A 20,800-nucleotide genomic window follows, 5' to 3' on the forward strand; every position below is an offset into this window, starting at 1 on the left:
ATCAGCGCAGACCGGCTCGGCCGGTTCGGCCGCACACTCGGCGCCCTCCGGGCGGCGGCGGGACGCGTGGACCAGCAGCACGGTGCGGCGGGCCACCGGGCCTGGAGCGCCTTCGGGCGCCGAGCCCACGCAAGCTGCCCATCTCCTTCCCGTACCCGGCGGTTCACGCCCCGCTGCCAGGCTTTCGCCCATCACTCACCACACTCCGGGAGCGGCGGCATGGGCGAGGACGATCACGGCGGGCCGGGCCGGGGCGGCGCCCCCGGAAGACGGACGCTCATCGCGACGGGGGCCGCCGCGGCGCTTACGTTGGGAGGCGTGACCTTCGCAAGCGGCGCGCGAGCCGCGGACGGCGACGAGGAGACCCGGACGATCCGCGGCACCCTGCCGCCCGGCTCGCCGGACTATGTGTACGTCCCCGTCGAAGTCCCCCCGGGCGTACGGGAGATCAAGGTCGCCTACACCTACGACAAACCGTCCGTCCCGGCCGGAACGCCGGGCAACGCGCTGGACATCGGCATCTTCGACGAGCACGGCACCGAGCTGGGCGGCCGGGGCTTCCGCGGCTGGTCGGGCGGGGCGCGCCCGGAGTTCTTCGTCCGCGCCGACGACGCCACGCCGGGCTACCTCCCGGGCCCGGTCGGCCCGGGCACCTGGCACATCGTGCTCGGCCCCTACACGGTGGCCCCGCAGGGCCTGTCGTACGAGCTCACCATCACGCTGACGTACGGCGCGCCGGTCACGGCCGCACCGCCGGTGTACCCGCCGCAGCGGGCCGGGGGCCGGGGCCGGGCCTGGTACCGGGGCGACTGCCACATCCACTCCTGGTACTCCGACGGCCGCCGCACCCCCGCCGAGATCGCGGCGCTGGCCCGGGCGGCGGGACTGGACTTCATCAACACCTCGGACCACAACACCCACGCCTCGCACGCGCACTGGGCCGACCACGCGGGCGACGACCTGCTGATCATGCTGGGCGAGGAGGTCACGACCAGGAACGGTCACGTGGTGGCCCTGGGCACCGACCCGGGCACCTTCGTCGACTGGCGTTACCGGGCCCGGGACGACCGCTTCGGCCGTTTCGCCCGCCGGATCCGCCGCGCCGGCGGTCTCGTCGTCCCCGCCCACCCGCACGCCACCTGCATCGGCTGCAACTGGAAGTTCGGCCTCGGCGAGGCGGACGCGCTGGAGGTGTGGAACGGCCCCTTCACGCCCGACGACGAGGTGGCGCTGGCGGCCTGGGACGCCACGCTGGTGGCGTCCGTGCGGGAGGGCGGCCGGGACTGGCTCCCGGCGATGGGCAACAGCGACGCCCACCGGCCGCCGGACGCGGTGGGCGCGCCCCAGACGGTCGTCCTGGCCGACGATCTCACCCGGGAGGCCGTCCAGGAGGGCATCCGCGCGGGCCGCTCGTACGTCGCCGAGTCCGGCAGTGTCTCGCTGACCTTCACCGCCACCGGGGGCAGGGGCGAGCACGCGGGCATCGGCGAGCGGCTGCGGGTCGGCGAGGACACCCCGGTCACGGTCCGCCTCGAGGTGTCGGGTGTCCCCCGTTGCACGGTCCGCTTCGTCACCGACCAGGGTGTACTGCTGACCAGCGATCCGCTGCCGGTCTCCGGCTCGGGCACCGTCGAGTGGCGCACGACACCGGCCTACGCTGCCTATGTACGGGCCGAGGTGCGCCACGAGACGGCGGTGGGCCCGCTGCCCGGAGTGATGGCGGCGTTCACCAACCCGATCTTCCTGGGGCACCCTTGATCCGGGCCCTCGGCCGCGGTCCGCGCCGGTGGGCCGTGACGGTGGGCCGTGACGGTGTGGACGAGGAACGCGGCACATCGAGCCGCCCGAGGACGGGAGATCGCCGGACCATGACCAGCAACGCCGAGTTGAAGCACCGGGTGGTGACGTCCTTCCAGCGGTGGGTCGCCAACCCGGTCACGCGTCGCCTGCCGTTCCAGACCGTTCTGGAGACCACGGGCCGAACCTCGGGCCTGCCCCGCCGGACACCCGTGGGCGGCCGCCGGGTCGGCGGCTCCTTCTGGCTGGTCTCGGAGTTCGGGGAGCGTTCGCAGTACGTGCGCAACATCCAGGCGGACCCGAGGGTGCGCGTGCGGATCGGGGGCCGCTGGCACACCGGTACGGCGCACCCGCTGCCGGACGACGACGCCGTGGCCCGGCTGCGCGCCCTGCCCCGGTACAACAGCGCGGCGGTGCGGGCGCTGGGGACGGATCTGCTGACGGTGCGGGTGGACCTGGACTGAAACCCACCGCCTGATCGCCTCAGCCCGGCCAGACGATCGCCTGCACCTCGCTGTAGGCGTGCAGGGCGTGGACCCCCACGTCCCGGCCCACCCCGCTCTTCTTGAAGCCGCCGAACGGGGCCTCCATGTTGCGGCCGACCGTGTTGATGCCGACACCGCCGGCACGCAGTCGCCTCGCCACGCGAAAGGCCCTTGCCACGTCTGCCGACCAGACATAGTCGATCAGGCCGTAGTCGGAGTCGTTGGCCAGTGCCACGCCCTCCTCCTCGTCGTCGAAGGGGATGACCGAGACGACCGGGCCGAAGATCTCCTCCCGGGCGACGCGCATGTCGTTGGTGCAGTCGGCGAGGAGGGCCGGGGCGACGTAGAAGCCGCGCTCGTGTGCGGGACGTTCGCCGCCCGTGACGACCACCGCGCCTTCCTTGCGGGCCAGTTCGACGTAGGACTCCACCCGGTCGCGGTGGGCCGCCGAGATCACGGGCCCGACCACCGTGTCCGGGTCCCTCGGGTCCCCGACCTTCAAGCGGCGGGCATGGCGGGCGAGTTGCTCCACCAGCGTGTCGTACACCCGCCGCTGGGCCAGCACCCGGGTCGGCGCGGTGCAGATCTGCCCGCTGTAGAAGGAGAAGGTGGTGCCGATCCCGGCCACCGCGGAGGTGAGGTCCGCGTCGTCGAGGACGAGCGCCGCGCCCTTGCCGCCGAGCTCCATCAGCTGGCGTTTCATGTCCCGCCCGCACACCTCGGCGATACGCCGGCCGACCGCCGTGGAACCGGTGAAGCTCACCATGTCGACGTCCGCGGAGTCCACCGCCGCCTCGCCGACCGCCACCGAGCGGCCGGAGACCACGTTCACCACCCCGGGCGGCACGCCCGCATCCGCCAGCGCCTCCGCCATCCGGTAGACCGACAGCGGGTCCTGCGGGGCCGGTTTCACCACCACCGTGTTGCCCATCGCGAGCGCCGGGGCGACCTTGCCGGCGGGGTTGGCCCAAGGGTTGTTGTACGACGTGACGCAGGTGACCACGCCGACCGGCTGGCGCAGGGCCAGCGCGCCGAACACGCCCGACCTGCCCATCGGGCCCGCCTCGTTGACCTGGGGCGGGATCGCCCACTCCGCCGGTTCCACGCGCGCGTACCGGCGAAAGCGGGCCGCGCCCACCCCCACCTGCATCGCCCGGGCCGTCCCGGTCGTCGCCCCGGTCTCCGCCACCGCCAGTTCCGTGTACGGCTCCGCGCGGGACCGGATGATCCCGGCCGCCCGCGCCAGCACCGCCGTCCGCTCCTCGGGCGAGGTGCGTGACCACGGTCCGAAGGCCTCGCGGGCCGCGGCGCAGGCCGCGTGCACCTGAGCCCGCGAGGCCTCCGGGGCCAGGCCGACCGTCTCCTCGGTCGCGGGGTCGACCACCTCGTAGTGACCGCACTCGGGCCGCGTCCACTCGCCGCCGATGAACAGCCGCTGGCCGTCGGTCACCTGGTGCTCACCGTCCCGGTGTCCCGCCCGGACCGCAGGACCCGGCCCGGTACGGCACCCGTCACCACGTCGTCCCGGATGGCGGCCACACCGTTGACCCAGACCGTCCGCACCCCGAGCGCCCTGGCGTCCAGCCGCGGACTGTCACCCGGCAGGTCGTGCACCAGGGTCGCCGGGCCCGCGTCGATCCGCTCCGGGTCGAAGAGGACGAGGTCCGCATGCCAGCCCTCCCGTATCCGGCCGCGCTCGCGCAGGCCGAAGAGCCGCGCGGGGTCGTCGGTCAGCATCCGCACCGCCTGCTCCAGGCCGGCCAGCCTCCGGCCGCGCAGGCAGTCTCCGAGGAAGCGGGTGGTGTAGGGCGCCCCGCACATGCGGTCCAGGTGGGCCCCGGCGTCCGAGCCGCCGAGCAGGACGTCCTCGTGCTGCCAGGTCTCGGCCCTCAGTGCCCAGGACGCCGGGTCGTTGTCGGTGGGCATGGGCCACAGGACCGTGCGCAGGTCGTCGGCCGCGCAGATCTCCACCAGGCACTCGAAGGGGTCCTGGCCGCGTTCCGCGGCGATGTCGCGGACCACACGGCCGGTCAGACCGGCGTTCGCCGCGCTGTAGGTGTCCCCGATGACGTACCGGCCGAAGTTCGCCAGCCGCCGGAAGACGCCCGCCTCCCTGGAGTCGGCGCGCCGCAGCATCTCCGCGCGCACCGCCGGGTCACGGAGCCTCGCGACGCGCTCGGGCACGGGCAGGCCCAGGACGGGACCCCATCCCGGGATCAGGTTCAGCGCGCAGAAGGTGCCGAGCGACATGTTCATCGGGGTGAGGATCGGCATGGTGAGCGCCACCACCCGGCCGCCCGTCTTCCGGGCCCGCTCGCTCGCGGACAGCTGCCTGGGCACCCGTTCGGGGACGGCCGCGTCGACGGTGAGGACGTTCCAGTTCAGCGGGCGGCCGGCGGCCGCGCTCATCTCCACCAGCAGGTCGATCTCCGCGTCGCTGAACTGGTCGAGGCAGCCCGCGACGATCGCCTCGATCTGGGTGCCCTCGTGCTCGCCGACCGCACGGGAGAGGGCCAGCAGTTCCTCCGGCCGCGCGTGCCGCGAGGCCACCGGCTGCCCGTCGCCGTCGGAGTGGGTGCTCGACTGCGTGGTGGACAGGCCCCAGGCGCCGGCGTCCATGGCCTCGTGGAAGAGCCGGAGCATCTGCCGCATCCCCTCCGAGGTGGGCTGCCCGCCGACCGCCTCCGGGCCCATCACGTACCGCCGCAGCGCGCAGTGCCCCACCATGAAGCCCGCGTTGACCGCGATCCGGCCCTCCAGCGCGTCCAGGTAGTCGCCGAAGGTGCGCCAGCTCCAGGGCGCGCCCTCCTCCAGCGCGACCAGGGACATGCCCTCCACCCTGGACATCATGCGGCGGGTGTAGTCGGCGTCCTCCGGGCGGTCCGGGTTCAGCGGCGCGAGCGTGAAGCCGCAGTTGCCGGCCGCGACGGTGGTGACTCCGTGGTTGAGGGACGGGGTCGCGTAGGGGTCCCAGAAGAGCTGGGCGTCGTAGTGGGTGTGCGGGTCGACGAAGCCGGGTGCGAGGACCAGGCCGGTCGCGTCCTCGGTGGTCCGGGCCTCCTCGGTGACCGTGCCGATCACGGCGATACGGCCGTCCCGGACGCCCACGTCCGCGGTGTACGCCGGCGCGCCCGTGCCGTCCACGACCGTCGCGCCCTTGATCGCGTGATCGAGCATGCTCGCTGTCCCCTCCTCATGCCGCCTGGCGGAAGCGGGTCGTGCGGTGCACCGGGTCCGTGTCTATCTTCGGGATGACGTGCTCGCCGATCAGCCGGATGGTCCGCAGCGTCTCCTCCTTCGGCACTCCGACCGGCAGCCCGAAGCTGAGCTGGTCGGCGCCCGCCTGTTCCCAGCGCTTGCACTGGCGCAGCACCTCGTCCGGATCGCCGCAGATCAGCAGCTCCTCCTCGATGAGTATTTCGACGAACTCCGCCGTGTACGGGGGCAGCGTCTGCGGCCAGACCGGGAAGCCCTCGGGGCGCGGGAAGGTGTCGTGGTAGCGGAAGACCAGGGAGGGCAGGTAGTGCAGGCCGCCGTTGACGGCGGTCTCGATGGCCTCGTCGTGCGTGGGCGCGCAGATGGCGGTGGTCGTGACCATCACGTTGTCGTTGACGAAGTCGCCGATCGGCTCGGCGTCGACGATCGCCGTCTTGTACTGCTCGAGCACCCACTCCATGTCGGAGACCTTCTGGATGCTGAAGCCGAGCACGCCGAGCCCCTTCCTCGCGGCCATGGCGTACGAGGGCGGGGAGCCGGCCGCGTACCACATCGCCGGGTGCGACCTGCCGTACGGCTTGGGCAGGACCTTGCGGGGCGGCAGCTGCCAGTGCTTGCCCCGGAAGCCCTCGTACTCGTCCTGGAGCCACATCTTGGGGAACTCGGCGATCGTCTCCTCCCAGATCTCCTTGGTGTGGTTCATGTCGGTGATACCGGGGAGGAAGCCGAGGATCTCGTGCGAGCCGGCGCCACGTCCGCTGCCGAACTCGAAGCGGTTGCCGGTGAGGTGGTCGAGCATGGCGACCTTCTCGGCCACCTTCACCGGATGGTTGACCTGGGCCAGCGGGTTGAAGATCCCGGAGCCGAGGTGGATGCGTTCGGTTGCGTGGGCCAGGTAGCCGAGGAAGACGTCGTTGGCGGAGAGGTGGGAGTACTCCTCCAGGAAGTGATGCTCGGACGCCCAGGCGTACTTGAAGCCGGACCGGTCCGCCTGGATCACGTACTCGGTCTCCTCCATCAGCGCCCGGTGCTCGGCGAGCGGGTCGGTCTCGGCGCGTTTGCCCACGTATCCCTGTACAAAGAGCCCGAATTCCAAGGAGGTTCACCGTCCCCAAGTCCAAGATTTTCTGACACTTCGTCAGTTCAACTTCGTCCGCCGACTGTGGCACCGGGCGCGTGCACCGTCAATAGCCGACGGACGGTCGGGGGAAGTCAGAGCACGGAGACGCCGGCGAGCCAGCCCCCGTCGATCACGAACGGCTGCCCGGTGATGTACGAGGAGTCGGCGCAGGTGAGGAAGAGGGCGAGCCGGGCCACCTCCTCCGGCCTTCCGATCCGGCCGAGCGGCACCAGGCCCCGGTACAGCTCGTCCAGGGCCCGGGCGGTCTCCTCGGCGTCCGCCTCCGGGTCCAGCTGGGCCGGATTGGACATGGCGGTGTCGATGGCCCCGGGGCAGACGGCGTTCACCCGGATCCGCCGGGGTGCCAGCTCCAGGGCGGCGACCCGGGTGAGTCCGAGGATCGCGTGCTTGGTCGCCGCGTAGGCGCCCACCGCGGCCATCCCGGTCATGGCCGTGCAGGAAGCGGTGTTGACGATGGTGCCGCCGTCGTCCATCTCGGGGGCCACCGTCCTGATCCCGAGGAAGCAGCCGACCTGGTTGACCTGCACGACCTGCTGGAACTCCTCCAGCGGGGTGTCCACGAGGGAGTTGAAGCGCAGGATGCCCGCGTTGTTGACCAGGCCGTCGATCCGGCCGCAGGCCTGCTTGACGGCCCGTACGGCCGCCCGCCAGTCGTCCTCCCGGCTCACGTCCAGATGGACGTACAGCGCGCCGATCTCCTTGGCGAGGGCCTCGCCCCGGTCGTCGAGCACATCGGCCACGGCGACCCTGGCGCCCTCGGCGGCGAACAGCCGCGCCTCCTGCTCCCCCTGCCCGCGCGCCGCCCCGGTCACGACGACCACGCGTCCGTCCAGCTTGCCCATGGCTCTCCTTGGGTCCGGTTCAGTCGAGATGTACGGCTACGTCGGCGCCGAACGACGCCATCTGGTCGGTGAGTTCGGTGCGGCTCCGGCTGCGGAACCGCACCTGGATCTGGTGCACGCCCATCGCGCGGTAGGCGCGCAGGGACTCGGCGATCGCCTCGGGGGCGCCGCTGAGGGTGCGCCGCCCGACGTCCCAGGCGGGCGTGCCGACGTACAGCGGGTCGGTGATCGCACCGATCACGAAGGGGGTCCCCTGGAGTCCCGCCCGCTCCCGCAGCTCCCGGATGCGGGCGATCTGCGCCGGCAGCCGCTCGCGCGGGTCGCCCTGCGGCAGCCAGCCGTCGCCCCTGAGCGCGGCCCGGCGCACGGCGGCGGGCGAGGAGCCGCCGACCCAGAGGGGGACCGCGGCCTGTGCGGGGCGCGGGCGCTGACCGAGCCCCTCGAAGTCGTGGAACTTGCCGTGGTGGGCGGGGAACTCCTCCGGCCCGAGCGCCGCCCTGAGCGCGTCCATGGTCTCGTCCAGCAGCGCGCCCCGCTGCCCGAAGTCCACCCCCAGTGCCTCGAACTCCTCCCGTACGTGCCCCGCGCCGACGCCGAGGACCAGCCGGCCGCCGCAGAGGTGGTCGACGGTGGCGTACTGCTTGGCGGTGATCAGCGGGTGGCGCAGGCCGACCACCGCGACATGGCTGAGCAGCCGGACGTGCTCGGTCACGGCGGCGAGGAAGGAGAGGGTGGCGACCGGGTCGTACCAGATGGTGCTCATGGCGGCGGCCAGGCGGCGCGGGACGGCGACGTGGTCGCAGCCGGCGACGTAGGCGAAGCCGGCCCGGTCGGCGGCGCGGGCGATCGCGACCAGGTCCTCGGGTCCGGCGGCCGCCTCCCAGGGCTCGGCGTAGATCGTGGACTGGGACTGGACGGGCAGCTGGATGCCGTAGCGCAGGGCGCCGTGGGGCAGGACGCCGTGGGGCAGGACGCCGTGGGGCAGGACGCCGTGGGGCAGGACGTCGTGGGGCAGGGCGCCGGTGGTCACCGGGCACCGCCGTCCCAGAGCCCGTCGTCCGTCAGGCCCAGCAGTCCGACGGCGTTGCGCCGTACGATCCGCTCGACGACCTCCGTGTCCAGGTGGCCCATCTGGGCCTCGCCGATCTCGCGGGACTTGGGCCAGGTGGAGTCGGAGTGGGGGTAGTCGGTCTCGTACAGGACGTTGCCGACGCCGATCGAGTCCAGGTTGCGCAGGCCGAAGGCGTCGTCGAAGAAGCAGCCGTACACGTGCTCGGCGAAGAGCTCCGACGGCGGGCGGTGGACCTTGTCGGCGACGCCGCCCCAGCCGCGGTTCTCCTCCCAGACGACGTCGGCGCGCTCCAGGATGTAGGGGATCCAGCCGATCTGGCCCTCGGCGTACATCACCTTCAGGTTCGGGAAGCGCTCGAACTTGCCGCTCATCAGCCAGTCGACCATCGAGAAGCAGCAGTTGGCGAAGGTGATGGTGGAGCCGACGGCGGGCGGCGCGTCCTTGGAAGTGCTGGGCATACGGCTGCTGGAGCCGATGTGCATGGCGACGACGGTGCCGGTCTCGTCGCAGGCGGCGAGGAAGGGGTCCCAGTCGTCGGTGTGGATCGAGGGCAGGCCCAGGTGCGGGGGTATCTCGGAGAAGGCGACGGCACGGACCCCGCGCTCGGCGTTGCGCCGGACCTCGCGGGCCGCGAGGTGGGCGTCCCACAGGGGGATGAGGGTGAGGGGTATCAGTCGTCCATGGGCCTCGGGGCCGCACCACTCCTCCACCATCCAGTCGTTGTAGGCGCGCACGCAGAGGAGGGCGAGCTCGCGGTCGGCGGCCTCGGTGAAGGTCTGGCCGCAGAAGCGGGGGAAGGTGGGGAAGCAGAGGGCGGACTGGACGTAGTTGACGTCCATGTCGGCCAGCCGCCGGGGTACGTCGTACGAGCCCGCCCGCATCTGCTCGTAGGTGATGATCTCCAGCTTGATCTCGTCCCTGCCGTATCCGACCGCGGTGTCCAGGCGGGTCAGGGGGCGGTGCAGGTCCTCGTAGACCCACCAGTCGCCGAGCGGGCCGTCGTCGCCCGGGGCGCCCATGACCGGCCTGAACCGCCCGCCGAGGAAGGTCATCTCCTTCAGCGGCGCGCGGACGATACGGGGGCCGGTGTCCCGGTACCTGCCCGGGAGGCGGTCCTGCCAGACGCGCGGGGGCTCCACGGTGTGGTCGTCCACCGAGATGATCAGGGGAAACGAGCTGTTGTGGGTGTCCATGCCGGTCACGGTAGCGCTGATCTGACGGTCCGTCAGCTCCCATGCCGGCGGCCCGGTCGTGACCGGGTCCGTGGGGACCTGCGGGCGGGGCATGTGAGGGCCTTGTGAACTCCGTGCGTCGCCCTGTGATCGGCGTCTCCGGCGGCTGACGCATCCGCCATGAACAAGGCAAACTGACGTGGTTGGTCGGAATGTCTAGGGGGACGGCATGGACGGTGTACCGCGGGACCTGGGCGCCGCACCGCGGGGCCCGGACGGTGGACCGCGTGTACCGGAGCAGCGGCGTCCGCGCTCCTCGGCGGAACCGGACCGGCTGCGCTTCAGCGTGCTCGGGCCGGTGCGGGCCTGGCGCGGTGCGGAGCTTCTCACCACCGGCTCCCCTCAGCAGCGCGCCCTGCTGGCCGCGCTGCTGCTGCGCGAGGGCCGTACCGCGACCGCGGCCGAGCTGATCGACGCGCTGTGGGGCGAGGAGCCGCCCTCGCAGGCCCTGGCGGCGCTGCGGACGTACGCCTCCCGGCTGCGCAAGGTGCTGGACCCGGGGGTCCTGGTCAGCGAGTCCGGCGGATACGCCGTGCGCGGTCTGGGCGCGGGCGCCCTGGACCTGGCGGTGGCGCAGGAGCTGGCGGCGGAGGGCGAGAAGGCCCGGTCGGCGGGGGACCTTTGCCACGCACGCGGGGCGCTGGGGCGCGCACTGGCCCTGTGGGACGGCGAACCGCTGGCCGGGGTGCCGGGCCCGTACGCGGAGGCGCAGCGGGTACGTCTGGAGGAGTGGCGGCTGCAACTCCTCGAATCCCGCCTGGACATGGACCTGGAACAGGGCTGCCACGCGGAGGTGGTCTCGGAACTGACGGCCCTGACCGCGGCCCATCCGCTGCGGGAGCGCCTGCGCGAGCTGCTGATGCTGGCCCTGTACCGCAGCGGCCGGCAGGCGGAGGCTCTGGCGGTCTACGCGGACACGCGCCGGCTCCTGGCCGAGGAGCTGGGCGTGGACCCCCGCCCCGAACTGCGCGAGCTGCAGCAGCGGATCCTCCAGGCCGACCCGGCGCTCGCCGAGCCGTCGGCCCCGGTGGCCGAACCGCCGGTGGCTGCGGTGCGTCCCGCTCAGCTGCCCGCCACGGTCCCCGACTTCACGGGCCGCGTGTCCTTCGTGGCCGAGCTGAGCGAGGTGCTGGCCTCGGCGGAGGGCCGCGTGATGGCCGTCTCGGCGCTGGCCGGGATCGGCGGTGTCGGCAAGACGACGCTCGCCGTCCACGTGGCCCACCAGGCACGGGCGGCCTTCCCTGACGGCCAGCTGTACGTGGACCTCCAGGGCGCGGGCCAGCGAGCGGCCGAACCGGAGACGGTGCTGGGCTCCTTCCTGCGCGCCCTGGGCACGCCCGACTCGGCGATCCCGGACTCCCTCGAGGAGCGGGCGGCACTGTACCGCTCGGTCCTGGACGGCCGCCGGGTGCTGGTGCTGCTGGACAACGCCCGGGACGCGGCCCAGGTCAGGCCCCTGCTCCCGGGCATGGAGGGCTGCGCGGCGCTGGTGACGTCGCGGGTGCGGATGGTGGACCTGGTGGGCGCGCACCTGGTGGACCTGGACGTGATGAGCCCGGAGGAGGCCCTCCAGCTCTTCACAAGGATCGTCGGTGCGGAACGGGTGGCGAGCGAGCGCGAGGCCGCCCTGGACGTGGTGGCGGCCTGCGGCTTCCTGCCGCTGGCCATCCGTATCGCGGCGTCCCGGCTCGCCGCCCGCCGCACCTGGACGGTCTCGGTCCTGGCGGCGAAGCTCGCGGACGAGCGCCGGCGGCTCGACGAGCTGCAGGCGGGCGACCTGGCGGTGAAGGCCACCTTCGAGCTGGGGTACGGGCAGTTGGAGCCGGCGCAGGCCCGGGCGTTCCGCCTGCTGGGCCTGGCCGACGGCCCGGACATCTCCCTCGCCGCCGCGGCGGCCGTACTGGACCTGCCGGCGGACGGCACCGAGGACCTGCTGGAGTCCCTCGTCGACACCTCCCTGCTGGAATCGGCGGCCCCCGGCCGCTACCGCTTCCACGACCTGGTCCGGCTCTACGCGCGTGCGTGCGCGGAACGCGACGAGCACCCGCCGAGCGAGCGCGAGGCCGCTCTGTCGCGCCTGCTGGACTTCTATCTGGCGACGGTGGCGGGGGTCTATCTGATCGAACGACCCGGAGACCGTCTGGTGGACCACCTGGAGCACACGGAGTACCCGGGGCTCGATTTCTCGGACCGGCACGCGGCGCAGGACTGGCTGTATTCCGAGGCGGTCTCCCTGCTGGCGTGCGTACGCCAGTCCGCCCAGCGGCCGGGAACGCTGCGCCGTGCCGTGGACGTCCTGTGGGCGGCGGTCGACCTGGCGGAGTCCGGCGCCAACTCCAAGGAGTACGAGGCGGTCGCCGCGCTGCTGCACGACGCGGCGCACGAGACCGGAGAGGTCCGGACGGCCGCACGTGCGCTGACGGCCCTGGCCTTCGTGCACCACATCTCCGGCAGCAGGTTCGACGTCGCCCTCCAGGAGGCCGAACGGGCGACGGAGTTGGCAGGTGCGGCGGACGACCCGCTCACCGCCTGCTGGTCGTCCAACATCAGCGGTGTGGTCGCGCTGTACCAGAACCGGCACGAGGAGGGCGAGGAACACTTCACCCACGCCATCGAGAGCTTCCGCGCCCTCGGGGACCGGCCCGGCGAGGCGAGCGCCCTGTGCAACCTGTCCCGGATCCACCTGGCAACGGGCCGTACGGAGAGCGCCGTCACCCTGGCCCGGCAGGGTACGGCGATGTACGACGACATGGGGCACGCCCTGAAGGGCGCGAACGGCCGGTACGCGCTGGGCCTCGCCCTGACGCAGAGCGGACGGCTGGCCGAGGCCACCCAGTGCCTGGACCAGGCTCTCCAGGTGTTCCGGGACAGCCGTCAGCGCCTGTGGGAGGGCATGACCCTGTTCCGGCTGGCCGAGCTCGACCTTGCCGCCGGGCGACCGGCCCAGGCGGCGGCGAACGCCGAGACCGCGCTGACGTTGCTGCGGGGCATCGGCGGCGAATGGCGTCGCGGCAACGTCCTGACCGCGCTCGGCCGGGGTCTGCGTGGCATCGGCCAGACCGACCGGGCCCAGGTGTGCTGGACCGAAGCGCTCGAGATCTTCGAGTCCCTGGGTGCACCGGAAGCGCACGAGGTCAGAAAGCTGCTGCGGCCGGCCGCCGTGGCCTGACCAGCACAACGGCCCTGCCGGGAGCACGCGTTCATCGTTCGTTTATCGCCACCCGGCACTCTCGACCGTGTCGAGCCGTCGTGTCGGGGGGCAGACGGGACGACGAACGGCCGGGCCTCTAAGGTGAACCGGCCCAGCGAGGTCCGCCCGGCGGCCCACGGGGGAGTTGCCGGGCGGATCCCGTCAACGCATCGCACAACACTGCAGGGGAGCCAGCGAGATGAGCGACCAGAACACCACGGACAACGTGCACGCGACGGACGAGCCGGCGGACGGCGTCTCCACGGACAACGTGCACGCCACGAGCGAGCCGGTCACCGTCAAGAACGTCCACGCCACCAGCGAACCGTTCAGACCGACCGCCGAGAACAGCGGCACCGCCACGCCGGACAACGTCCACGCCACGGACGAGAAGGCCTGACCGGCGGGCCGAGCACCGGGATCGGCCGCGGCGGCGCGGAGGGGAGCCGCCGCGGCCGAGGTGCACTCGTCAGCCCCCGCCCAGCTCGCACCACACCGTCTTGCCCTCCGCTCCCGGTTCGCATCCCCACCGCAGCGCCACAGCCGTCACGAGGGCCAGGCCCCGGCCGAACTCGTCGTTGTCGCCCGCGTCCAGGCGCACCGGCGGTGTGCGGGGGCGGGGTCGGCGACCTCGACGCGGATCCGGCCGTCCACCCGTGCCACGCTCACCCGCACCACGGTGCCCTGCCCCACGTGCCGGATGACGTTGCCGACCAGTTCCGTGACGCAGAGTTCGACGTCCGGGCACGCCGCGCCGAGGTACTCGCGTACGGTGAGGCGCAGTTCCGGCACCGCCTCGGGGACGGAGGCGTCCCTCGCCATGGTCGAGGAAGCGGCTGAGGACTATCGAAATGGCAAGCATCGCCTTTGACTTGAGCGCCGCGCACTGGAAGAGGAGCAGCTACAGCAACGGCAGCGGCGGCGACTGCGCCGAAGTCGCCGATGCCCCCGGCGTAGTCCCCGTCCGCGACTCGAAGCGGGCCGAGGACGGCCCGGTCCTCCTCCTCGAAACGCCCGCGTGGACCGCCTTCGTCGCCTTCCTCAAGCACTGAGCCTCCGCCAACTCGAATTCCGTGGTCGGCGGCGCGCAGGCGGGCCAGGACGTGGTCGTGGCGAGCGGCGGTAATGTCGCGGGTGCGGCCCCGCCGGGCGGCGGATACCCAGATCAGACGGCCTCTCCCGTCGGTCAGAGCCAGGAAGCGCAGGGGGCTCCCGGTGAACAGGGCGGGGGGCCTGGGCGGCCTTCGTGAACCGCTCACATACTCAGGCGTCTATGGGCTGAGCTGTTCGGCGATCTTGAGCAGTTCGTCTTTGGAAAGGGACTGGTCTGCTGTGGTCATATTGATGGTGAATCCGGCGGCCCACCAGGTCAGCGACTGACGGTGGAAGGGACCGCCCTCCAGACGGCCTGGGTGATCGTGGACGGAGATTGGGGCTCCGGAACCGTCGGGGAGCCTTCCAACGGTCTGGCTGATGCTCAGCGAACCTGTGTCTCCTCCCCGTCCCGGGTTGCGCAGGTAAGTGACAGTCCAGGAGGGACTCAGCGTCCGCCGGTAAGGGGGTTGGGTGACGTCGCCCTTCCCAACTGGCCTGTCGGACAGTGTGTAGCCCTTCGGGAGAAATCGCGGACGGTAGAGGCGGGAGGCGCGGAAAGGCGTGATGATGCTGCCGGAGACGGCGTCGGCAAGCCGCCTTGCTCCGAGGGGGTGCTCCAACGTGGTCGTGAGCAGCCGCTCATCGCCGCTTCCCCCGCTGCCAACGCATGCAGTGTTGCTGGGCAGAGAAGTGTGCCGTTTTCGTTGCAGGGACAATGACACCGTGTGGGTGGCTTCATGGGCGACCAGGCGAGGTCGGTCCTCGCAACCGGTCCAGATCACTGGGGTGCTCAAGGTGCGGCCATCGCTGCTGACCAGCACATCCCCGGGCACAGCTGATTCACGGACGTGCGAGCCGTCCCACAGCGCCCAACCGGTCACGGCTGTGACGAGGAGAGCACAAACTGCCGTAATCCATATCGCATGGTGCAGGCGCCGCCTGCCTTTGGGAGTCATGGTCATGCTCTACTGTCTCCGGTCGATGGCGGGATCGATCCTGCCAGCCCCATGTGCGGGGACAGACTGATTGCGGCGGTGGGCCGACGCCACTCGAGCGCGTCGGCCCACAGGTCGCTCAGACGGCTACTTGGTGGTGACAAGGGTCCAGTACATATCGTGCAAGGTTTGATAGATCGGCACGAAGTACACCCCTTGGACACACCAGGGAGTTCTCACGCCGCTGTCAAGAACGTACTCCGATGACGGGCACGTTACGGTCCGGTCGAGCGCCGTGATCATGCCGCGCGCTTCGTCGGCCGTGTAGTTGTTGACGCCGGCGAAAACGGGCCCACCGCTGTCGCCGTTCACCGCCGCGATGTGGTCCGGGGTGAGCGAGGTGGAATAGGCGAGGTCGGTGACCGGTCGGTACACGCCGTTGGCACCCGTGACTCCGATGTCCGTCTTGGCGATCTGCACATTGCAGTGCACACCGGAGTTCGCGCCATCGGTGCAGACGTAGTCACCCACGTTGTTGTGGCCCCAGCCGGTGACGGGCTTGGCGTACCCGTCGGTCTCGTCCGCCGGACCATCGTACAGCCGTCCGGCGGATTGACCGGATGGCAGGCGGATGCCCAGCGCGTCGTCCGTCGCGTCACTCTGGTCGCCGTCGGTGGTGCCGATCAGCTTCCCACCCCAGTAGGTATGCCATACACCGTTACCACCACCGCAGTGGTAAGCCGTGCTGAGCTCGTGCTGGCCAGAGGCAGTCTGCACGCTGAACGAGCTGGAGCAGATGCCGCCTGACGGGTTCCGTAGCGCTGACCCTCCGTACCACGGCGTATTGTCCTCTTGCCGCGACGAGAGGTCCACACTCAAAGGCTTGTAAACCACGGTGGTGTGGACGCCAGTTGCGTGGTCGGTGACCGTCTTGATCTCACTCGACCTACTCTTGCGAGCGACGGCGGCCAGGGGGTCGGCCTGACTCCGCTTGCCTGTGCCCCGGTCTTCGTCGTAGCCGATCTCCAGACCACTTCCGTCTACTGCGAGCCCGATGCTGGTGATGCGGATGGGAGTCGACGTGGACGCGATGCGCAGGTCTTCCGGCTTCCCACTCCGCAGGAGCCTGCTGCGTGCCTGGTGCAGTTCGGCCTTCGAGTAGCGCGCGGGACGGACAGAAGCAGTCACCCCCTTGGGCAGGCGGGCGAGGATGCGCCGTACGCGTTGCGGCGGGGTGCCTTTCCAATACAGACGCAGACTGTCGCGGATGGGATCGACTTCTATGTCAGTGAAGCCTGGAATCTTGGCCCGGTCGGACTCCGAGAGCCCCTCAGTGATCTTCCCAGCAATCTTGTCGAGCGTTTCCTGGGTCTTCTCGATCGCGAGGAGGCGTGGATTCGTGACAGGGCGGCTGTGGGCCCCCGCGGCTGCCAGCTTCGCGGCTTCGCTGCCTGGCAGCTGAGCCGACGCCCCCGCCGACGTGGATGCGATGAGCGGGAAGGCGATGGTCAGTGCCACGACAGATAAGGCTACGGTTCTTCGTCTGCGACCTGGCGTGATGCCTTTCACTTGACCTCATTTCCTCAGTTGCGCAATTGACTTGATCATGGTTGCCGGGTGAGGGCGCTGAGGCAAGAGAAAAAATCGGGCAGGCACGGCGCCAACTTGCCGCCCCGTACGCGGACGTCCAGGAGGTCAGCGGACCGGTGAGACGGCGTAGCCGATCAAGGAGATAGTGCGGGCGGGCTGCGTCCCGTGCATGCTGGATCCCAAACTGCTGGAACGGATCAACCGCGCGGCGCGCGGAACTGGACGGCCTTGAAGAGCGGCTGGCCAAGCAGTTGGCGGAGGTGCGGGCTGAGCTGGATGAACTCGCCGTCGCCGAACGGGTCCTTGAGCGGATGAACGAGCAGCTCGCCGACAAGCGCGCTGCTGCCGCACCGACGCCCGGGCAAGTGGGCGGGCAGACGGTGACGCTGATCCCGCACCGCACACCGGGCATGGAGGACGCCGCGCTCCCGCCGGACTACCAGCGCATCCTCGCCGCCGTGCGGCAGGCCGCCGGACCGGTCATGGCCCGGCAGGTCGGCGAAGAGCTGTGGCCGTGCTGCGCCACGACCAGCGCCTGGCGGGCCGGCGGCAACAACGTGTCCGAGCGTCCGCCGCTGGCGCGACGAGCTGATCGCCTTGCTGGCCGCGCGAGCCTCCGCGCTTGACCGTGCCCTGAAGAAGGTCGACAAACGGGCGGGGAGGTGGTCCTGATCGACGGCACTCCCATCCCCACCCAGCGCCGCGCCGAAAGGGCCGACCGGCGGAACTATTCCGGCACGCGCCGCAGTCATGGCCCGCACTTCCTGGCTCTGACCAACGGGAGAGGCCGCCTGATCTGGATATCCGCCGCCCGGCCAGGCCGCACCCACGACATCACCGCCCGCCACGACCACGTCCTGGCCCACCTGCGCGCCGCCGGCCTCGGGCGCTGGCGGACCTCGGCTTCCGCGGCCTGGACAACGACGTACGCGATCCCCGTGAGCGTCACCGGCCTTACAGCCACCCGCGCCCACAAGCTCAGACCCGGCCAGAAGGACGCCGACCGTGTCCTCGCCACCCGACACGCGCCAGTCGAACACAGCTTCGCCCACCCCGGGAACTGGAGGACCCTGACCAAACTCCGCGCCGACCCTGCCCGCGACACCCACCTCCTGCGCGCCCTGCTCGTTCTGACGAACCTCGACGTCGACCGCTGACAGACGATCCACTCCTCAGACAGCCGCCCACGGCCAATGCGGGCACCCCCGAGAACCGGTCACAAACCGGTCGCACCAGCCATTTGAGCTGCGAATTCAACTTGGCGGAGACTCACTGATCCAGCGAACCGCAGGGCAACGTGGGGTCCCGTGGTTTCTCAATCCCTCCCCCGCAGCTCCCCCTTCACCACCTTGCCGCTCGCGTTGCGCGGGAGTTGCGTCACGAACTCGACCGTCCTCGGGACCTTGTAGTTCGCCATCTCCCGGCGGGACCAGGCGATCAGGTCGTCGGCGGTGAGGACGGAACCCTCGCGTCGTACGACGTATGCCCTGCCGACCTCGCCCAGGCGTGGGTCCGGGACACCGACCACCGCCACGTCGGCCACGCCCGGGTGCAGGCCGAGCTGTTGCTCTATCTCCGCCGGGTAGGCGTTGAAGCCGCCGACGATGAACATGTCCTTCAGGCGGTCGGTGATGCGCAGGTTGCCCGCCTCGTCCAGGACGCCCACGTCTCCCGTGCGCAGCCAGCCGTCCCCGGTCAGGACCTCGGCGGTGGCCGGCTCGTCCTCGTAGTAGCCGCACATGACGTTGAACCCGCGGACCAGGACCTCGCCCGGGGTGCCCGGAGGGGCCGCGGTTCCGGAGGAGTCCACGACCTTCACCTCCGTTCCCGGGACCGCGCGGCCCGAGGTCGAGGCGATCAGAGCGGGGTCGTCGCCGCGGCGGCACATCGTCACCAGGCCGCCGGCCTCCGACAGCCCGTACGCCGTCAGGACCGTTCCGACGCCCAGTTCACCGCGCAGGCGTTCGACCAGCCGGAGCGGGACCACCGCGGCGCCCGTCACCACCAGGCGCAGCGCCGAGAGGTCGTGGGCGTCCCGGGCCGGGTGGTCCAGGAGCGACTGGAGGAGGGTGGGCGGGCCGGGCAGGACCGAGATGCGCTCCGCCGCCACGTTCGCCAGCACCGTGTCCACGTTGAACACCGGCTGCGGGACCATCGTCGCGCCCCGCATCAGGCAGGCGATCACGCCCGCCTTGTAGCCGAAGGTGTGGAAGAAGGGGTTCACGATCAGATAGCGGTCGCCCTGCCGCAGGCCCGCGAGGTCGCTCCAGATCCCGTACGCCCGCAGGGTCTGCGCATGGGTGATCACCGCGCCCTTGGGGCGGCCCGTCGTGCCCGAGGTGAAGACGATGTCCGAGGGGGCCACTGCGGTCACCGCCGAGGCCCGTGCCCTCACCTCCGCCTCGCCCACCCCTTCCCCGCCGGCCAGGAAGTCCTTCCAGGTGCGGAAGTCCGGTGGGGCGTCGTCCGACAGGACCACCACCTCCTGCAGGGACGGCAGCCCGGGGAGCGGTCCGTCGCCCTCCCCCTGCCCCGCCGCCCTGCGCAGCGACGCCACGTACGACGTCCCCAGGAAGGTGCCCGTCACGAACAGCAGCCGCGCCCCGCAGCGCCGCAGCACGTACGCCGCCTCGCCGCCCTTGAACCGCGTGTTCAGCGGCACCAGCACCGCCCCGGCCGACACCGCGCCCAGCGCTGCGACCATCCAGTCCAGGGAGTTCGGCGCCCAGACGGCGACCCGGTCGCCGACGGCGACCCCGGTCGCCAGGCACGCCGCCGCCGCGCGGTCCACCCGCGCACCCAGCTCCGCGTACGAGACGCGCGTACGGCTGTCCACCACCGCCTCGGTGGCGGCGTACCGTTCGGCCGCCGACCGCACCAGTCCGGGAATGCTGCCCCACTCCACGTCACCGCGCATCATCGGCCTCCCGCACATCCGAGCCGCACCGGGCATAGCTGACTGACCGTCAGATTAGCTGTAACCTGACGGCCTGTCAGCAACATGCGGAGCCGCCGGAGGTGCACCCATGCCAGGACCCGGTCTCAAGGACGCCACCGCCATCGTCGGGATCGGGCAGACCGCCTTCGCCAGACGCCTCCCGGAGGACGAACGCACCCTCGCCTGCCGGGCCGTGCTCGCCGCCCTCGACGACGCCGGAATCGCCCCGGCCGAGGTCGACGCCCTCGCCTCCTACACCATGGAGGAGACCGACGAGGTGGAGCTGGCGAAGGCCCTCGGGCTCGGTGACCTCACCTTCTTCAGCAAGGCCGGGTACGGCGGGGGCGGTTCGTGCGCCACCGTCGCCCATCTCGCCGCCGCCATCACCGCCGGGCAGGCCACCGTCGGGGTCGCATGGCGGTCGCGCAAACGCGGGAGCGGGCCCCGGCCCTGGACCAGCACCGCCGTCCAGCTGCCCACCCCCGCCCAGTGGACCCGGCCTTTCGGGCTGCTGCGCCCCGCCGACGAGATCGCCATGCTCGCCAGGCGCTACATGCACGAGTACGGCGCCACCCGCGACCACCTCTTCAACGTCGCCCTCGCCTGCCGCAACCGGGCCAACCAGAACCCCGCCGCGATCATGTACGACCGCCCGCTCACCCGCGAGATGTACATGACCTCCCGCTGGATCAGCGAGCCGCTCTGCCTCTACGACAACTGCCTGGAGACGGACGGCGCGCTGGCCTGCGTGGTCGTCAGCAGGGAGCGTGCCCTCGACTGCCGGCACCGGCCCGTCTACGTCCACTCCGCCGCCCAGGGGCTGCCCGCCCAGCACCACGGCATGGTCAACTACTGGAACGAAGACCCCCTCACCGGCCCCGCCTGGACCGCCGCCCGGCATCTGTGGAAGCAGTCCGACCTCACGCCCGAGGACGTCGACGTGGCCCAGATCTACGACGCGTTCACCCCCCTCATACCGCTCTCCCTGGAGGGCTACGGCTTCTGCGGGCGGGGCGAGGGCGGCGCCTTCACCGAGGGGGGCGCGCTGGAGACCGGCGGGCGGCTGCCCCTCAACACCTCGGGCGGTGGGCTCTCGGAGGCCTACGTGCACGGCTTCAACCTGGTCAACGAGGGCGTGAAACAGCTCCGCGGAACCAGCACCGCACAGGTCCCGGGCGCCGCCACCTGCCTGGTCACCGCTGGAGAAGGCGTCCCCACCTCCGCCCTGCTGCTGAGGAGCTGAGGAGATGGAGAACACTCAGGAGGC

At 71.5% G+C, this 20,800-nt stretch carries 18 protein-coding genes; 8 read left to right on the forward strand and 10 right to left on the reverse strand.

Annotated elements, in window-relative coordinates; all coding sequences use genetic code 11:
* Positions 1 to 219: 219 nt before the first annotated feature.
* Together ACH4UM_RS19800 and ACH4UM_RS19805 are read left to right on the forward strand one after the other, a co-directional pair.
* Positions 220 to 1,758, forward strand: coding sequence for a CehA/McbA family metallohydrolase (locus ACH4UM_RS19800; protein ID WP_398180675.1), 1,539 nt, complete (start codon positions 220 to 222; stop codon positions 1,756 to 1,758).
* A gap of 110 nt (positions 1,759 to 1,868) precedes the next feature.
* Positions 1,869 to 2,261, forward strand: a complete 393-nt coding sequence (locus ACH4UM_RS19805) for a nitroreductase/quinone reductase family protein (RefSeq protein ID WP_398180678.1) — start codon at positions 1,869 to 1,871, stop codon at positions 2,259 to 2,261.
* 19 nt (positions 2,262 to 2,280) lie between these two features.
* On the opposite strand, the gene ACH4UM_RS19810 is transcribed toward ACH4UM_RS19805, so the two are convergent.
* The 6 genes from ACH4UM_RS19810 to ACH4UM_RS19835 form a co-directional block, all read right to left on the reverse strand.
* On the reverse strand, positions 2,281 to 3,732 hold the full coding sequence (locus ACH4UM_RS19810; RefSeq protein ID WP_398180681.1) for an aldehyde dehydrogenase family protein: 1,452 nt from the start codon (positions 3,730 to 3,732) through the stop codon (positions 2,281 to 2,283).
* Positions 3,729 to 5,459 (reverse strand): amidohydrolase family protein, encoded by a 1,731-nt coding sequence (locus ACH4UM_RS19815; protein ID WP_398180684.1) that lies wholly within the window; start codon positions 5,457 to 5,459, stop codon positions 3,729 to 3,731. The genes ACH4UM_RS19810 and ACH4UM_RS19815 overlap by 4 nt, the downstream gene beginning before the upstream one ends.
* Positions 5,460 to 5,475: 16 nt before the next feature.
* Positions 5,476 to 6,594, reverse strand: a complete 1,119-nt coding sequence (locus ACH4UM_RS19820) for an LLM class flavin-dependent oxidoreductase (RefSeq protein ID WP_398180687.1) — start codon at positions 6,592 to 6,594, stop codon at positions 5,476 to 5,478.
* Between the two features lie 116 nt (positions 6,595 to 6,710).
* On the reverse strand, positions 6,711 to 7,481 hold the full coding sequence (locus tag ACH4UM_RS19825; RefSeq protein ID WP_398180690.1) for an SDR family NAD(P)-dependent oxidoreductase: 771 nt from the start codon (positions 7,479 to 7,481) through the stop codon (positions 6,711 to 6,713).
* A 19-nt stretch (positions 7,482 to 7,500) separates the two neighbouring features.
* A complete protein-coding gene (locus tag ACH4UM_RS19830) occupies positions 7,501 to 8,421 on the reverse strand; it encodes an LLM class F420-dependent oxidoreductase (protein ID WP_398181380.1) in 921 nt (306 codons plus the stop codon).
* Between the two features lie 86 nt (positions 8,422 to 8,507).
* On the reverse strand, positions 8,508 to 9,746 hold the full coding sequence (locus ACH4UM_RS19835) for an amidohydrolase family protein (RefSeq protein WP_398180693.1): 1,239 nt from the start codon (positions 9,744 to 9,746) through the stop codon (positions 8,508 to 8,510).
* A gap of 208 nt (positions 9,747 to 9,954) precedes the next feature.
* On the opposite strand from ACH4UM_RS19835, the gene ACH4UM_RS19840 reads away from it, so the two are divergent.
* Both ACH4UM_RS19840 and ACH4UM_RS19845 read left to right on the forward strand, forming a co-directional pair.
* Complete coding sequence (locus ACH4UM_RS19840) at positions 9,955 to 12,954, forward strand: BTAD domain-containing putative transcriptional regulator (protein WP_398180696.1); 3,000 nt, start codon at positions 9,955 to 9,957, stop codon at positions 12,952 to 12,954.
* Positions 12,955 to 13,174: 220 nt separating this feature from the next.
* Positions 13,175 to 13,375, forward strand: coding sequence for a hypothetical protein (locus ACH4UM_RS19845; RefSeq protein WP_398180699.1), 201 nt, complete (start codon positions 13,175 to 13,177; stop codon positions 13,373 to 13,375).
* Between the two features lie 146 nt (positions 13,376 to 13,521).
* Here the strand turns inward: ACH4UM_RS19845 and ACH4UM_RS19850 are convergent, their stop codons facing one another.
* The gene (locus ACH4UM_RS19850; protein WP_398180702.1) at positions 13,522 to 13,797 is read right to left on the reverse strand and encodes an ATP-binding protein; all 276 of its coding nucleotides are present in this window, start codon (positions 13,795 to 13,797) and stop codon (positions 13,522 to 13,524) included.
* Between the two features lie 29 nt (positions 13,798 to 13,826).
* Between ACH4UM_RS19850 and ACH4UM_RS19855 the strand changes: the two genes are divergently transcribed.
* A complete protein-coding gene (locus ACH4UM_RS19855) occupies positions 13,827 to 14,027 on the forward strand; it encodes a DUF397 domain-containing protein (RefSeq protein WP_398180704.1) in 201 nt (66 codons plus the stop codon).
* A gap of 219 nt (positions 14,028 to 14,246) precedes the next feature.
* Here ACH4UM_RS19855 and ACH4UM_RS19860 read toward each other — a convergent pair whose 3' ends face one another.
* Together ACH4UM_RS19860 and ACH4UM_RS19865 are read right to left on the reverse strand one after the other, a co-directional pair.
* Positions 14,247 to 15,032, reverse strand: a complete 786-nt coding sequence (locus ACH4UM_RS19860; RefSeq protein WP_398180707.1) for a hypothetical protein — start codon at positions 15,030 to 15,032, stop codon at positions 14,247 to 14,249.
* A 120-nt stretch (positions 15,033 to 15,152) separates the two neighbouring features.
* Positions 15,153 to 16,523: a S1 family peptidase gene (locus ACH4UM_RS19865; RefSeq protein WP_398180710.1), complete on the reverse strand. Its 1,371-nt coding sequence runs from the start codon at positions 16,521 to 16,523 to the stop codon at positions 15,153 to 15,155.
* A gap of 332 nt (positions 16,524 to 16,855) precedes the next feature.
* Between ACH4UM_RS19865 and ACH4UM_RS19870 the strand changes: the two genes are divergently transcribed.
* Both ACH4UM_RS19870 and ACH4UM_RS19875 read left to right on the forward strand, forming a co-directional pair.
* A complete protein-coding gene (locus ACH4UM_RS19870) occupies positions 16,856 to 17,221 on the forward strand; it encodes a hypothetical protein (RefSeq protein ID WP_398180713.1) in 366 nt (121 codons plus the stop codon).
* 36 nt (positions 17,222 to 17,257) lie between these two features.
* Complete coding sequence (locus ACH4UM_RS19875; RefSeq protein ID WP_398180716.1) at positions 17,258 to 17,752, forward strand: transposase family protein; 495 nt, start codon at positions 17,258 to 17,260, stop codon at positions 17,750 to 17,752.
* A 158-nt stretch (positions 17,753 to 17,910) separates the two neighbouring features.
* Here ACH4UM_RS19875 and ACH4UM_RS19880 read toward each other — a convergent pair whose 3' ends face one another.
* Complete coding sequence (locus tag ACH4UM_RS19880) at positions 17,911 to 19,512, reverse strand: FadD3 family acyl-CoA ligase (RefSeq protein WP_398181383.1); 1,602 nt, start codon at positions 19,510 to 19,512, stop codon at positions 17,911 to 17,913.
* A gap of 109 nt (positions 19,513 to 19,621) precedes the next feature.
* On the opposite strand from ACH4UM_RS19880, the gene ACH4UM_RS19885 reads away from it, so the two are divergent.
* A complete protein-coding gene (locus ACH4UM_RS19885; protein ID WP_398180719.1) occupies positions 19,622 to 20,776 on the forward strand; it encodes a lipid-transfer protein in 1,155 nt (384 codons plus the stop codon).
* Positions 20,777 to 20,800 lie beyond the last annotated feature (24 nt).

This window comes from Streptomyces sp. NPDC020801, assembly GCF_044334385.1.
Classification (GTDB): Bacteria; Actinomycetota; Actinomycetes; order Streptomycetales; family Streptomycetaceae; genus Streptomyces.

Excerpts from the sequence above, each read along its gene's own strand:
- ACH4UM_RS19805 (WP_398180678.1), top strand. The coding sequence starts at position 1,869 with ATGACCAGCAACGCCGAGTTGAAGCACCGGGTGGTGACGTCCTTCCAG.
- ACH4UM_RS19850 (WP_398180702.1), bottom strand. The coding sequence starts at position 13,797 with ATGGCGAGGGACGCCTCCGTCCCCGAGGCGGTGCCGGAACTGCGCCTC.
- ACH4UM_RS19840 (WP_398180696.1), top strand. The coding sequence starts at position 9,955 with ATGGACGGTGTACCGCGGGACCTGGGCGCCGCACCGCGGGGCCCGGAC.
- ACH4UM_RS19835 (WP_398180693.1), bottom strand. The coding sequence starts at position 9,746 with ATGGACACCCACAACAGCTCGTTTCCCCTGATCATCTCGGTGGACGAC.
- ACH4UM_RS19855 (WP_398180704.1), top strand. The coding sequence starts at position 13,827 with ATGGCAAGCATCGCCTTTGACTTGAGCGCCGCGCACTGGAAGAGGAGC.
- ACH4UM_RS19860 (WP_398180707.1), bottom strand. The coding sequence starts at position 15,032 with ATGACCATGACTCCCAAAGGCAGGCGGCGCCTGCACCATGCGATATGG.
- ACH4UM_RS19800 (WP_398180675.1), top strand. The coding sequence starts at position 220 with ATGGGCGAGGACGATCACGGCGGGCCGGGCCGGGGCGGCGCCCCCGGA.
- ACH4UM_RS19880 (WP_398181383.1), bottom strand. The coding sequence starts at position 19,512 with ATGCGCGGTGACGTGGAGTGGGGCAGCATTCCCGGACTGGTGCGGTCG.
- ACH4UM_RS19825 (WP_398180690.1), bottom strand. The coding sequence starts at position 7,481 with ATGGGCAAGCTGGACGGACGCGTGGTCGTCGTGACCGGGGCGGCGCGC.
- ACH4UM_RS19845 (WP_398180699.1), top strand. The coding sequence starts at position 13,175 with ATGAGCGACCAGAACACCACGGACAACGTGCACGCGACGGACGAGCCG.
- ACH4UM_RS19885 (WP_398180719.1), top strand. The coding sequence starts at position 19,622 with ATGCCAGGACCCGGTCTCAAGGACGCCACCGCCATCGTCGGGATCGGG.
- ACH4UM_RS19815 (WP_398180684.1), bottom strand. The coding sequence starts at position 5,459 with ATGCTCGATCACGCGATCAAGGGCGCGACGGTCGTGGACGGCACGGGC.